The organism is Shimazuella sp. NTD248 (assembly GCF_059510395.1).
The window spans coordinates 441,120-455,308 of record NZ_JCAJZT010000004.1 but is presented as its reverse complement, the minus strand read 5'-3'; the positions used below and the strand labels follow the sequence as shown (position 1 = coordinate 455,308).

General features: G+C 39.9%; 15 protein-coding genes. 1 reads left to right on the top strand and 14 read right to left on the bottom strand.

All coding sequences use genetic code 11. The features are described from left to right. Positions 1-233: 233 nt before the first annotated feature. Entirely contained in the window at positions 234-590 is a 357-nt protein-coding gene (locus AC5WOE_RS12115) for a hypothetical protein (RefSeq protein ID WP_496050425.1), read from the top strand. Between the two features lie 83 nt (positions 591-673). On the opposite strand, the gene AC5WOE_RS12110 is transcribed toward AC5WOE_RS12115, so the two are convergent. From AC5WOE_RS12110 to AC5WOE_RS12045, 14 genes are all read right to left on the bottom strand, one after another. Further along, on the bottom strand, positions 674-2,266 hold the full coding sequence (locus tag AC5WOE_RS12110; RefSeq protein WP_496050424.1) for a catalase: 1,593 nt from the start codon (positions 2,264-2,266) through the stop codon (positions 674-676). Between the two features lie 169 nt (positions 2,267-2,435). Then, on the bottom strand, positions 2,436-3,902 hold the full coding sequence (locus tag AC5WOE_RS12105) for a glycoside hydrolase family 1 protein (protein ID WP_496050423.1): 1,467 nt from the start codon (positions 3,900-3,902) through the stop codon (positions 2,436-2,438). 47 nt (positions 3,903-3,949) lie between these two features. Next, positions 3,950-5,782, bottom strand: coding sequence for a beta-glucoside-specific PTS transporter subunit IIABC (locus AC5WOE_RS12100; protein ID WP_496052671.1), 1,833 nt, complete (start codon positions 5,780-5,782; stop codon positions 3,950-3,952). A gap of 115 nt (positions 5,783-5,897) precedes the next feature. Beyond that, complete coding sequence (licT, locus tag AC5WOE_RS12095) at positions 5,898-6,740, bottom strand: BglG family transcription antiterminator LicT (protein ID WP_496050438.1); 843 nt, start codon at positions 6,738-6,740, stop codon at positions 5,898-5,900. Positions 6,741-7,113: 373 nt separating this feature from the next. Then, positions 7,114-8,754 carry a chaperonin GroEL gene (gene groL, locus AC5WOE_RS12090; protein ID WP_496050421.1) on the bottom strand — a complete coding sequence of 547 codons (1,641 nt, stop codon included), beginning with the start codon at positions 8,752-8,754 and terminating at the stop codon, positions 7,114-7,116. Positions 8,755-8,783: 29 nt separating this feature from the next. Then, entirely contained in the window at positions 8,784-9,068 is a 285-nt protein-coding gene (gene groES, locus AC5WOE_RS12085; RefSeq protein WP_496050420.1) for a co-chaperone GroES, read from the bottom strand. Between the two features lie 120 nt (positions 9,069-9,188). Next, a complete protein-coding gene (gene tatC / locus AC5WOE_RS12080) occupies positions 9,189-9,938 on the bottom strand; it encodes a twin-arginine translocase subunit TatC (RefSeq protein WP_496050419.1) in 750 nt (249 codons plus the stop codon). Positions 9,939-9,949: 11 nt separating this feature from the next. Then, a complete protein-coding gene (locus AC5WOE_RS12075) occupies positions 9,950-10,609 on the bottom strand; it encodes a redox-sensing transcriptional repressor Rex (protein ID WP_496050418.1) in 660 nt (219 codons plus the stop codon). 185 nt (positions 10,610-10,794) lie between these two features. Further along, positions 10,795-11,382, bottom strand: coding sequence for a 5-formyltetrahydrofolate cyclo-ligase (locus tag AC5WOE_RS12070; protein ID WP_496050417.1), 588 nt, complete (start codon positions 11,380-11,382; stop codon positions 10,795-10,797). A gap of 213 nt (positions 11,383-11,595) precedes the next feature. Further along, entirely contained in the window at positions 11,596-11,811 is a 216-nt protein-coding gene (locus AC5WOE_RS12065; RefSeq protein WP_496052670.1) for a hypothetical protein, read from the bottom strand. 232 nt (positions 11,812-12,043) lie between these two features. Next, positions 12,044-12,283 (bottom strand): hypothetical protein, encoded by a 240-nt coding sequence (locus tag AC5WOE_RS12060; protein ID WP_496050415.1) that lies wholly within the window; start codon positions 12,281-12,283, stop codon positions 12,044-12,046. 229 nt (positions 12,284-12,512) lie between these two features. Further along, entirely contained in the window at positions 12,513-12,914 is a 402-nt protein-coding gene (locus tag AC5WOE_RS12055) for a hypothetical protein (protein WP_496052669.1), read from the bottom strand. A 264-nt stretch (positions 12,915-13,178) separates the two neighbouring features. Continuing rightward, entirely contained in the window at positions 13,179-13,622 is a 444-nt protein-coding gene (locus AC5WOE_RS12050) for a hypothetical protein (protein WP_496050413.1), read from the bottom strand. 187 nt (positions 13,623-13,809) lie between these two features. Then, on the bottom strand, positions 13,810-14,097 hold the full coding sequence (locus AC5WOE_RS12045; protein ID WP_496050412.1) for a hypothetical protein: 288 nt from the start codon (positions 14,095-14,097) through the stop codon (positions 13,810-13,812). Positions 14,098-14,189: the final 92 nt, after the last annotated feature.

The window sequence follows — 14,189 nt, the reverse complement described above, 5'->3', positions numbered from 1 at the left end:
TCTTTTGTGTCAGCCGTTTGAGTGTTGCTCGCGGCGACAAGAAATAATATAACACGGTCAAAAAAAGATTGCAACCCCTTTTTTAAAAAAAGTTTACCCTCAGTAATATACTTCATTTACAGAAAAGCACCTGTAAATGGTTTATTCATATGTCGCTTTGTAATTGAAAATACTAGAATATTCGTATATTATTATTTACAGTTAACCTACTGTTTATTGACAAAGGAGTAATTGTGCAGCTGACTGTTCGCTCCATGACGATCAAGGCTGTCCCCTTCACTCGCACGCAGGATGGTCGAATGACCTTCGGCGGTGTCGTGTTCGAGAAGACAGATGAAGGTCTCACTCCTGTCTTTCAGGACTTTGAGATCAACGCAGACTGGCTCCGAGGAGTGAATGAAAACCGGTATCTTGAGGTGCAGAACGCTGGAGAGGCGATCGCATATCTCATGGTCAATGTGTGGCGAATCTCTATGGGGGACAAGTTCCTGATCTCTATTAGTACCGATGAAGAGGACAACCTCGTCATCACTGGTACACCTGAGCAGTTCAACTTCCTTTTCAAGAATAATGTCGTCTTCAAGGACTGACTAGAACTGCTGACGCGCCCCCCTGGAGCGTTCAAGGGGGGCGCGCTGATTTATTTTATCATTCATCCATTCAATAGACCTTCTTAATAAGGATCTGCTTCATGTCCTTTACTTATTGCTTCTTGTACTGCTTGTTCTCCTGCCCTACTTCCAAGAGACTTTTGACTAGAACCGCCTTTTGGAGCATGCTTTATCCCTTCTCGCAAACGGCGTCCATATTCTTCATCAGCTTTTTCCGCAAGTGCAATCATCGCTTCTTGTATACGATGATCACAAGGTGCTAGAGCCGAGATCAGATTCGTGATTAATTCATCTTTTTCCCATTGTTCAAACTGGCGATATGTTTCCCCTGCTTGCTTTGTATTATCTTGACGGTCAATCGATTGACGTACTAAATTTCCAGCTACAAGTGGAGTATGTTCTTTCCCAGACTGCGAAGCTTCCTTTAAACCACCTAAGAAGGAAGGCTCATAATTGATATGAGGGTTTTGAGTCATCCCGTTGTCCACTATATATTGCATTTGTCCGCCACTTTGATTGGTAGCAACTCGCTTTTTTGGTGCGTTGATCGGAAGTTGCAAATAATTTGCACCTACCCGATAACGTTGTGTATCGGAGTAAGAAAAAGTTCTTCCTTGAAGCATCTTATCATCAGAGAAATCCAAACCATCAACCAATACACCTGTCCCAAAAGCTACTTGTTCTACTTCTGTAAAATAATCCTCTGGGTTTTTGTCAAGCACCATTTTACCAACTGGCAGCCATGGGAACTTTTCTTCTGGCCATAGTTTCGTGTCATCGAGCGGATCAAAGTCCAGTTCTGGATGTTCTCCGTCACTCATAATTTGTACGAGTAATTCCCACTCTGGGTAATCCTTGTTTTCGATTGCTTCATACAAATCTTGTGTAGCATGATTAAAGTTTTTAGCCTGTATTTCCTCCGCATCTTCTTGGGTTAAGTTTTTAATGCCTTGTTTTGGTTCCCAGTGATATTTGACCAAAACTGCTTCGCCGTGTTCATTGACCCATTTGTATGTATTGACTCCAGATCCTTGCATCATACGATAATTCGCAGGAATTCCCCATGGTGAGAAGACAAACGTTACCATATGAAAAGTTTCAGGAGAGTTAGCACAAAAATCAAAAAAACGTTCGTTATCTTGTATATTGGTGACAGGGTCTGGTTTAAAGGCATGAACCATATCAGGAAATTTCATCGCATCACGGATGAAAAATATTTTTAAATTGTTACCGACCAAATCCCAGTTGCCATCTTCCGTATAAAACTTTACAGCAAAACCACGGGGATCACGCAGGGTCTCTGGAGAATGTCCTCCGTGAATAACAGAAGAAAACCGAACAAACACTGGAGTTCTCTTGCCTTTCTCCTGAAATAATTTTGCACGGGTATACTTGGAAACCGACTCTTTTCCTACTGTTCCAAAAGATTCAAAATAACCATGTGCACCAGCACCACGGGCATGAACAACTCGCTCGGAAACCCGTTCTCGATCAAAATGGCTGATTTTCTCAATAAAATCGTAGTTTTCTAACGTAGCAGGACCTCGATTACTAACCGTTCGGATGTTTTGGTTGTTTGTAATCGGATGTCCTTGCCGATTCGTTAATGTACCCCCTGAATTTTTTTGATCTTGGTTTCCTTGATTGTGTGACAATAAAATCCCACCTTTTTATGAAAATGTAGCTTCTCCTATCTATCGTAACCATATTTTTACAATCTACTCCAAATAAATTACCTGAAAATAAAAATCCCTGCCTTTGTTTTAGACAGGGACTAAAAAGGTTAGATATAAAATACCTAGCCTTACAAAGATCATACTTTGACTACCTTGTTCTTATAACATAATCTTTTTCCAAATTTGCTCCGTTTGTTGTAATGACATCTTGATACCAGAAGAATGACTTTTTCTTCTTTCGTTCCAATGTCCCACTGCCGTCATCCTGTTTATCTACATAAATAAATCCATATCGCTTTGACATTTCACCTGTAGAAGCGCTGACTAAATCAATACAACCCCAAGGAGTATAACCCATGAGTTCGACACCATCTTCAACTGCTTCAAGCATCTGTAAAATATGATCACGTAAATATGCAATACGATAATCATCAAAAATAGAACCATCTGCTTCTACTCTGTCTTTTGCACCTAAGCCATTTTCCACAATAAATAATGGTTTTCGATATCTGTCATACAACTCATTAAGCGAGATTCTTAAGCCGATCGGATCTATTTCCCATCCCCACTCACTCGCTTGTAAAAACCGATTTTTAACTCCTCCTAATATATTTCCTTCTCCTGTTTCCTCTGCATTTTTCTCCTTTTTTTCTGTACGCGACATATAATAACTAAGACTGATAAAATCAACAGGATACGTTTTCAACAATTCTAAATCACTTGGTTGAATGTCAAGTTGAATATGATGTTCTTTAAAATAGCGCTGAATAAAAGCAGGATATTCACCTCTGACTTGAACATCTCCGCAAAAATTATTGAACAAACGCGCTTCATCAAGAGCGTACATGACATTTTCAGGATTACAATCATATGAATACGTAGGTGCATATACAAGCATACAGCCAATTTTTGCATCAGATATGATCTCATGACATGCCTTCACAGCTAAACTACTCGCAACGAATTGATGGTGATAAGCTTGAAATGTTGGCTGGTATTTATCTTCTTCCTGATGAATAGCAAAACCTAGACCCATAATTGGCATTTCCAGACCAGCATTAATTTCATTAAAAGTTAACCAATACTTCACCTTATCTTTATAGCGGTGAAAAACAGTTTTTGCATATCTTTCAAAAAAAGCAACTACATCGCGACTTCTCCATCCTCCATAGTTTTTCACTAAATAAACAGGCATTTCATAGTGTGACAAGGTGACCACTGGCTCAATACCATGTTTTTGTAATTCATCGAAAACCCGATCATAAAAGGCTAAGCCTGCTTCATTTGGTTCTAACTCATCTCCATTTGGGAAAATCCTTGTCCAAGCAATAGACATGCGATAGCATTTGAATCCCATCTCTGCAAACAAAGCGATGTCTTCTTTGTAACGATGATAAAAATCAATCGCATCATGGTTAGGGTAGGTATATCTGTCGTTATGAATCTCAAAATCAAAACCAGTAGATTTTAAAATCTGCAGGCGCTCTTTTCCTCCTGGTAAAACGTCAGCAATATTTAGGCCTTTATTTCCTTCCCGAAATCCTCCTTCCAATTGATTAGCCGCAGTAGCCCCACCCCATAAAAATCCTTCCGGAAATCTCTTTTTATCATTCATTTTGTCAGCCTCCTTGGCAGCAAATAAAAAATACTTGATTAAAATAATTAATAGACTAATGTCAACAAAACATTTTTTTCGCGAATCGTTTCTTTGTCGGTTTCGATCACATCCACATAACGATTAGTATTTGTAATAATTATCGGGGTAATTACGGAATAACCAGCTTCTTTAATTTTCTCAATATCGAATTGAACCAATAGATCTCCTTGTTCTACTCGATCTCCTTGTTTGATCTGGGGTGTATAATATTTTCCTTCTAATTGAACCGTATTGATTCCAATATGAATTAAAATTTCTGCTCCATTATCAGAGGTAATACCAATTGCATGACCTGTTGGGAAAATAGTTGAAACTACACCATTTACAGGAGAAACTACTTTTCCAATCGTCGGCTCAATTGCGATACCCTTGCCCATTGCTCCTGAATTAAATACTTGATCATCTACTTCTGATAACGGCTTGACGATCCCCGTTAGCGGACTAATGATAGATTCTCTTTTTACCGTCAGTTGATCATTTGCTTCGATTTTTTCTCCTTCTTTCTTCTTTCTATCTTCATAACCGAATAATACAGTTAAAATCATGACCCCAAAAAAGGCTGTCAACATCGCAATTGCGTAAAATGCCATCGGTGTGACTGTTGGAATACTTGTAAAAGCAGGTGCGATAAATACTTTTGCTTTTGCTCCAACTGAACCAACGATTGCACCGCCAACCGCTCCGGCAATCACAACATAAGGAATAGTCTTTTTGTATCGAAGCAGCAATCCATAAAGAATTGGTTCTGTTATACCGGACAATACAGCAGGTAAAAACGCTGAGCCGGCAATTGTTTTTAAATTTTTGTCCTTTGTTTTTAAGAAAATACCGAGGGCAAGTCCCATCTGAGCAAAAGGAGCAGCACCTATCATCGCTAAAAGCGGATCGCCTCCAGATGTTATATTTTGTAAAAAGAGTGGCACCAAGCCCCAATGAAGACCTAATAGGGTTAAAAATGTCCAAGCTGCACCCATCACAGCTCCTGTTAAGATTCCACTTTTTGCACTCAAAAAGCTAACACCATGACTGATAGCATTTCCAAGATATACGCCAAATGGGCCAAATGCTATAACGGTCAATGGTACGATGATCATCAGCACGAGCATCGGAACCAAAAATATTTGTAAGTCTTTATGAATGATTTTCTTTAGAAATTTATCTAAAACCGCATATATACAGACAGCGATAAATACTGGAAAAACAGTAGATGAATAATTCATCAAAACAACTGGAATGCCTAGAAAATGTGAGATATCACCAGTATTTTTTAGCAAGCCAGTAAAGTTTGGTTCTAATAAGGCGGCCCCAATAATCCCCCCTACATAAGGATTCGCCCCTAGCTTTTTCGCCACTGTAATTCCTAGAAAAATAGGGAGGAAGTAAAAAATCGCATTTGCTGCTGCTGATAAAATAAAGTAAGTTCCACTTTTATCAGATAATAATCCTGTCATTGTTAAAATAGCTAATAATGCTTTTAGCATACCTGCTCCAGAAATCGCTCCTAGCAACGGAGAAAAACTACCCGAAATGACTTCAAAAATTTGTGTTCCCATATTCGACTTATTTTTTGATCCATCATTTCTTGCGTTATCTAGATCGGCGATTTTTTTAATTTCTTTATAAACCTCTGGAACATCGCTTCCGACCACAACTTGAAATTGTCCGCCACTTTCCACAACGCTTAACACACCCTGCAAATGCTGTAGATTTTCCTTATCTGCCTTCTTAACATCCTTTAATTTAAATCGCAAGCGAGTCGCACAATGTACAAGACTAGAAATATTTTGCTTCCCACCGACTAATTGGACTATTTCTTTGGCAAAGTCTTCGTAATTCATATTTACACTCCCTTATCTGAAGCTGTATTGTGTAGTCAAAAATAGGAATAAAAAAACCTAAGCAGCCATTCAAATGGAATGATCTGCTCAGGTTTTGCCCACAAGGTTACAACCCCTATTGTTCGTTATTATTTTTTACGACTCGCTCGATATGGATAGTCAAGTAAATCATTTCTTCATCTGTTAATTCGTAGGTATAACTATTTTCAATAAATTTCTTTATTTTCCGCGAACAACTATACGCTTCTGAGTACTTTTTTTGGATAATCTGATATAAATCATCATCCGTTTTACTATGATAATGACTTCCTTTGACTAAACGCTGGGAAAAAAACTTCAAATGAGTAATAAAACGATAATAGGTTAAGTTATTTTCATTAAAATCGATTTTAAAATGATAGCGTACAATCGTTAATATTTCTTGCAGTACTTTTGTCATATTTTTCAAAACAGGCATCTCTTCATTCAACTCAGCATTCACGATATGAAGCGCAAGAAAAGCAGCTTCATCTTCTGGTAAAATCACACCAAATTGATCACAAACCATATTTAATGCCTCTAAGCCAATTTCATATTCCTCTTTGTAAAATTGCTTGGTTTCCCATAGCAATCCATTTTTAATCGGTAAATTATTTTTATACCGATCGATAGCAAAATGAATGTGATCCGTCAAATGAATATAAATACTATCATTGAGCTTTTTTCCTAATTTCATTTTTGCATATGCAATTATCTTCTCAGATAACTCCATATATTCAATAGGCATATTCGTAATCAAGGACTTGAACTTTTTCATCGTATCTTCGTTTTCCAAAGTGAAAATCTTATCGATCTGCTGCTGGTCAATCTCATCTCCAACACGCTTACTAAAAGCAATTCCTCGTCCAATAACGATAATCTCTTGTTTATCTTTACTTGAGATAACTGCATTATTGTTTAATATTTTACTAATTTTCACCTTGTCACCTCCGATAACAGAAAAAGGCAAGACCTTACCTTTTCCAAGGTGATCGGTTTTGCCTGATTTAACAGTTACAATCCGTTCTGTATACGCTTTCATAAAGATTAGCACATCTTATATGAATTAACAATACTTTTATACTTATTTATAATGAAGTATACCTATTAAAGATTTAATTATTCATTTTACCTATCGATCTCCACATTAATAATTGATAATTGCCTTGCAAAAATAGCAACATTTCTAACTTGAACCATCTTATCAGAAGGTTCATTTTCTATTTGTGACAACAAAAAAGAAAAAGGTCTTCCATCCATTCAAAACGGATGAAAGACCTTTTCTGATATTGTTCAAGGTTTTATGATGTATATTACATCATGCCGCCCATTCCGCCCATGCCACCCATATCAGGCATAGCTGGAGCTTTGTTTTCTTCTGGTTTATCTGCAACAACAGCTTCAGTGGTAAGAACCATTGCAGCAACAGATGCAGCATTTTGCAGTGCAGAACGAGTAACTTTAGCTGGATCAACCACACCAGCCTGGATCATGTTAACCCATTCTCCAGATAGTGCATTGAAACCTACCCCAACATCTTCTTTTTTCAGACGCTCTACAATTACAGAACCTTCAAGACCTGCATTGTGTGCAATTTGGCGTACTGGTTCTTCTAGGGAACGTTTGATGATAGATACACCAGTTTTTTCATCTCCGATTGGAAGAGAAGCCTCTAGTTCTTCTACTGCACGAATTACATTAACAAGCGCAGTACCCCCACCGGATACAATACCTTCTTCCACTGCTGCACGTGTGGAGTTTAGAGCATCTTCGATGCGAAGTTTTTTCTCTTTCAATTCGGTTTCAGTAGCTGCACCAACTTTGATAACTGCTACACCACCAGAAAGTTTTGCCAAGCGCTCTTGCAATTTCTCTTTGTCAAATTCAGAAGTGGTTTCTTCGATTTGTTGACGAATGTGGGAAACACGAGCTTTGATGTCGGAAACTTCACCAGAACCATCTACAACAATGGTGTTGTCTTTGTTTATACGTACTTGACGTGCATTACCTAGAGATTCTAGACCAGTCGTTTTCAAATCGAGACCGAGATCTTCTGTAATAACTTGACCACCAGTGAGAATAGCGATGTCTTCTAGCATAGCTTTACGACGATCACCAAATCCAGGAGCTTTTACAGCTACAGCAGTAAAGGTTCCACGAAGTTTGTTCACAACGATAGTGGTAAGAGCTTCCCCTTCTAGATCTTCAGCGATGATCAAGATAGGGCGTCCTTGTTGTACTACTTTTTCCAAAATTGGAAGAATCTCTTGGATGTTGCTGATTTTCTTATCTGTGATAAGAATATATGGATCATCTAATACTGCTTCCATTTTGTCTGTATCAGTTACCATGTAGGATGCAATGTATCCACGGTCAAATTGCATACCTTCTACTACTTCTAGCTCGGTAGTAATCCCTTTGGATTCTTCTACAGTGATAACACCATCGTTACCGACTTTTTCCATCGCTTCAGCGATCAATTTACCTACTTCTTCTTCGTTTGCAGAGATAGCTGCTACTTGAGCAATAGACTCTTTACCTTCGATTGGTTTTGCAATCTCTTGGATTTGAGTCACAGCTGTTGCAACTGCTTTTTCAATACCTTTACGAACGATCATAGGATTTGCACCAGCAGCTACGTTTTTCAATCCTTCACGGATGATCGCTTGAGCTAGTACGGTAGCAGTAGTAGTTCCATCCCCTGCGATATCGTTTGTTTTGGTAGCTACTTCTTTTACCAATTGAGCTCCCATATTTTCAAAAGCATCTTCTAATTCGATTTCTTTTGCAATGGTAACACCGTCGTTTGTAATAAGTGGAGAACCAAATTTACGTTCCAATACAACGTTACGGCCTTTTGGCCCCAATGTTACTTTTACTGCATCTGCAAGTGCATCCACACCGCGAAGCATCGCACGACGAGAGTCTTCACTGAACTTAATCTCTTTAGCCATTTTTAAAAATCTCCCTTCTTATGTAAAAATTACTCAATAACTGCAAGGATATCGCTTTCACGTAAAATGAGGTATTCTTTCTCACCATATTTCACTTCGGTTCCAGCATATTTGGAGAAAATTACGAGGTCGCCAGCGTTTACTTCTAACGCAACACGGTTGCCGTTTTCATCGACACGTCCAGCACCTACTGCAACAATTCTGCCTTCTTGTGGTTTTTCCTTAGCGGAATCAGGTAGTACAATACCGCTAGCGGTTGTTTCTTCTTTCTCAACAGCTTCTAGAATGACTCGATCACCAAGTGGTTTGATCATGGTAGGAAAACCTCCTTTTTGTCGTTCGTTTATTAGCACTCATCGTCGGCGAGTGCTAACACCCACTACTTATATTAATCATCAAAGACACATTTTGCAAGCTCTCTGTGAAAAAAAATCCTAGTCTTCATTCTCTATTTCTTCTAGTGCTGTTTCTCTTTCGATCCGTCGATATAACCAAACAGATAATCCAATGCTCAACTCATATAACAAGATCAATGGAACAGCAACCAAGAAGTTGGAAAGTAAATCTGGTGTGATAATAAGAGCAATCACAATTAAAATCATGTACGCAACCTTACGCACTTTGATCAATAAGGAAGGTGTGATCAGTCTCAAACGTGTTAAAAAGAGAACAACAACAGGAAGCAAAAATAATAATGCCAAGGGCACAATCACATTCAACATAAAACTGATGTACTGATAAATCCCATACATCTGTTTAACACCAAGTTCTTTCGATATGTTCGTAAGGAAATCAATCATCAATGGAAAGACTAAAAAATACCCAAAAGCTAATCCCCCGATAAAAAGAAGGAATGCGACTGGAATATAGATGAGAGCCGCTTTTTGTTCTCTCTCTTCCAGTCCAGGACGTACAAATTGCCAAAGATGGTAGAGCAGCACAGGTAAAGCGAGAATAAATGCTGCTACCAGCGAGATTTGCATATAAATTTTAAATGAATCAGCTGGAGACAGAGCATACAACGCAAAATGCTCATTGGCATCCTTACTGATGATCTTAAAGATATCTGCTGCATAGATGAAACTCACAACTAAACCAACAACAAAAGTAGCAAGGACCCATATAAGTCGGCGCCTAAGTTCAGTGAGATGATCTACTAATGGCTGGTATTCTTTTTCACTCATGAATTAACCCCTTAAAACTCTTCCTCTTCCAGATTTTCATCTGTTGGAAACTTTTTCAGAAAATAAATAAGCGTCTGAAGTTCCGTAGTAAGATCTATATGGTGAATACGTACATGATCATGTGCTGTTATACGTGCAGGTGTAAAGTTTAAGATTCCTCTAATTCCAGCATCCACAATAAAGTCAGCAGTTGGCTGAGCTACATTTAAAGGAACAGTCAGAATCGCTACTTCCACATGATGCAACAAAATTACTTCAGCTAACCGATCCATCGAATAAACCGGAATACCATCTATATCGGAGCCAATCTTACTTATCTCTTGATCAAAACCAGCAACAATCTTTGTATTGTGAGATCGGTAAAAATTGTACCGCAATAAAGCTGTCCCTAGATTTCCAACTCCAATGAGTACCACATTTGTGACCTCATCTTGTTTTAGGAAATCTCTTAAAAACTGCAATAGATAGGTAACATTGTAACCATATCCTTTTTTCCCAAGTTCGCCAAGATAGGAAAAGTCACGCCGGATGGTGGCTGGATCAATCTGTAATGCTTCACTTAAGTCAGCAGAAGAAATCCGCTGTTTGCCAATGGCATGTAACTTTTCTAAATAGCGGTAATACAATGGCAATCTTTTTGCAGTTACCTTTGGGATTTTCTGTTCTGCCAAGGATAGCCACCCCCTCCCAGCTTATATTATACGGCAAAAAATCGAACAGGCAAAATATCACAGGAACATAGTTTATATCTCGTTAGTAGATAAGAGAGTATAAATTTTATCCTATCTACAAAGCGAGACTAGGAGCATAGAGACGTAACGAGACTTGTGCCCTTGTCTGAGGTGCATAAGTGCAACTAACCCTCTGTCTGCGCTTTGAAAGGCTTGCCAATCGGCAAGTTTTTATTATTAGGTGTAAGCACAAAGTCCATAGGAATATCATGTACTTCTGGATAGATGGTCTCCACTATTTGTTCGTCGTAAGCGATTCCACACTTGTAGACATCAGGTAAATTTTCAAAAAACCGATCATAGTGACCTTTGCCAAAACCTAATCGATATCCTTTTTGGTCAAAAGCAACACCAGGAACCAAAACCAAATCAAGTTTGGTGATATCTATTTTTTCACAAGATTTATCCGGCTCCAGAATATGAAAATCTCCTGTTTCCAAAGTACTGGGCGTCGTAAACAAACGAGGAACAATCTTATCTTGTTCCATACTTGGTAGCGAAACCCTCTTTCCTGATTTCCAAGCATCTTCGATAAGGGCATAGAGACTGACTTCATTGCGAACAGCAAAATAAGCCAAAATCGAAGTTGCTTCTTGGTAAATCGGAAGTTGCTTGATTTTCTCACAAATTTTACGTGATGCTTGCAGACGATCTGAAGAACTCATTTTTGTCCGAAGTGCAATTATTTCTTTTCGTATAGTTTGTTTTTCCAATTATATTTTCACCTACTCTCTATCTTCGATGAACTTACTAATCATACCACTTTTTTATAGAGGCATGAAAAAACCAAGCTATATTTTGCTTGGTCTTGGAGACTTTATTTTTTAAAAAAATATTTTCGGGGGACGAATGCATATGACTAGCGTGTTGCTACCATAAACAAACGTCCAATCGCCCTACTCCTACAAAAGTTAAATAAGGCGTCTTTAGTTTCTCTCCTTGAATGCAGCCCGAAAGACCAAGAAGCAGATGATCAAGATCAGACCTTCCCATACCAATGGGTTCGCAATGGAGAGTGAAAACAGCGTCTCGTCGAACTCATGACGTACTCCAGCTTTGATGATAGCTATGGAGTCATCTTCTGGAGAGAACAGATTCTGAGCAGTAGAGAACATTGGAACCTCATTTGTTACAGTTGCCATCTACAGGTACATAATCAGTATACCTGTAATGTTTTATTTTCAAAAGATATTTTCTAATTTGTAGAATATGACAGAAAAAGACTAGCCACAAGACCAGCCTCTTTTTTATATCAATGAGTTTTTTATCGGGGGACAGATGTGCGAGGATGTATGAATACCTCAACTCGACACACTGTCCTTCCGTCCAAATCGGCTCTTTGTTGGATTAAGCTGTATGGTACTCAGCCAGAGACTAGTACCTCTTGTTCGGATTGAGCTTGAAGTACAAGTACACACCCCCGACGATAAGGGTGATCCAAGCTATGACCTCAAGGACAGAGCCAAGAGCTTCGAAGATCTTGGTCATCGGGTTTTCGACCTCCAGACCGAGCATTCCAAGTCCGGATTCCAGCGCTTCAAGCTGCGCTCCGATGATCGAAAGGACGAAAAAACCAGCGACTGCCACAGCGAACAGTGCGACACGGATCCTCATGATCCCAGCTCCTAGATTGGACGGATGTTGTTATGTGCTTATTATATACAAAGATGAGGGGAATACAACCCTTGTAAAAAACACAAAAAAAGGCCAGCCTCTAGGCTAACCTCCCTATAATCTATATTTAAGTTATGGATTTACGGGGGACAGTGATGTGGACGAGTTGGTACTCGATCCAACATAACTGCCCTCCCGTCCTACAGGTGAGAATGTGTATTGGCTACGACTACCTTGCTTCCGACGCCGCGAGAGGGATGCACAGGATCAGGCTGACGATCGGTCCTCCGATCATCAGAACGATCATCCACCGGAGGAAGTTTCCGATGGTCGGGGCGCTGTGCTGCTCCACCTGCTCACCGGCGGTCTTCTTCCAACTGTTGAAGGTGCTCTTCACACCCTTCACGGTGTCGTCGACGTTGATGACAACGAAAGGACGCTGAACCTGACGCTCGGGGGAGTGCTCAACCGTGGACGTGGCCACAGGAGCATGCTGGACGTGCTCGATCATGTTGTACATACCCACCACGGAGTTCGTGATGACGTAGAAGACTGCAGTGATGAGAACACTGGCACCGGCGAGGAGCAGGTTCCGACGGGTACGCTCGGAGAGCTTGGACAGCTCGAACATCAGATGCTCACATTCTCCAGCAGTGCTGGTTGTAGGACGGGATACGATACTTTTATTATAACAAATTTTCCTTGTAAACAAAGGCTGATCTTCATACTAATATGACAATACAAATTTCATGCAAAAAAAAGCCAGCATTCTCGCTAGCATTTTATCATCTATATGGAATTCATTATATTACGGGGGGACGATCGGTGTGGGAGGAGACATTTCTGTCTGCTACTCAGAACCACACAAATCGCCCTTCCCGTCCCGGTCGATGGACTACTGCGCGATGTAGTTTCGCGTCGACCACTGCTCGCCGCTGCCCTCCTCGTTCCACTGGGGAGCGGCGGGAAGGATCGCGACGACGGCGTTCTTCCGGTTCCGCCAGTTGTCGATGCGGTTGGAGATGGACTTCACGACCAGCTTGAGCACGTGGAACACGAGACCCGTGATGAACGCGATCTCGAAGACCAGCTTGAAGTTGTCGAACGTGTACAGGGAGCTGATCCAGGAGAGGAACTCCATGTACAGGTCGAACACGTAGCCGGCCGTACGGATGGTGTAGAACTTGATCTCGGCGGGCGTGGTGCGGCCGGTCATGAGCATGGCCGTGAGAATGATGGCCACACCCAGAACGTACATCTTCAGGGCGCGGAAGGAGTCGCTGTTCTTGAAGTCGTTGATCTCGTTGCTGACGATCTCGAAGGCGCGACGAGCGGTCATGGCAGTATCCTCGATTTCTCCGAGATTACTCGGATAGGGACGGGTGGTTGTTGATATTTTTATTATATGTTACATTCCACAAAATGAGAATACTTAAAAAATGTTAAAAAACGCAAAAAAGCTAGCAATATCTGCTAACTTTGCCTTTTTCTTTGCTGTTTCATCCATCCATTTAATCTAGTAAAGCTTATTTACTAGTAGCATTTTCCTCTTTAGTTTCAGGTTCAATCATATCCTGTGAACCAAAAATCTTCTCCCAATACCCATATTTTTTTAATAAAACATATAAAACCGCAGAATAAATCAACACACTCTCTATCAGATGGAGTGCTTTTGTCAGGTCGAGTGCATATCCATTTATCGTAAATACAACTTGAACAGGTGCTAATAGTTTCCAGAGAATCCATTGCCCAATGCTAAATGCAGTGACAAATAAAACGAGTTTGCCGAATTTTTTCCATTCTGACTGTTTCATGTGCTCCCCATTTCCCCCAAAAAAGATACTTATAGTATCAAATGTATAATGGTTATAGTATACAAAAATTTAGAAGGGAAATTTACAACAAA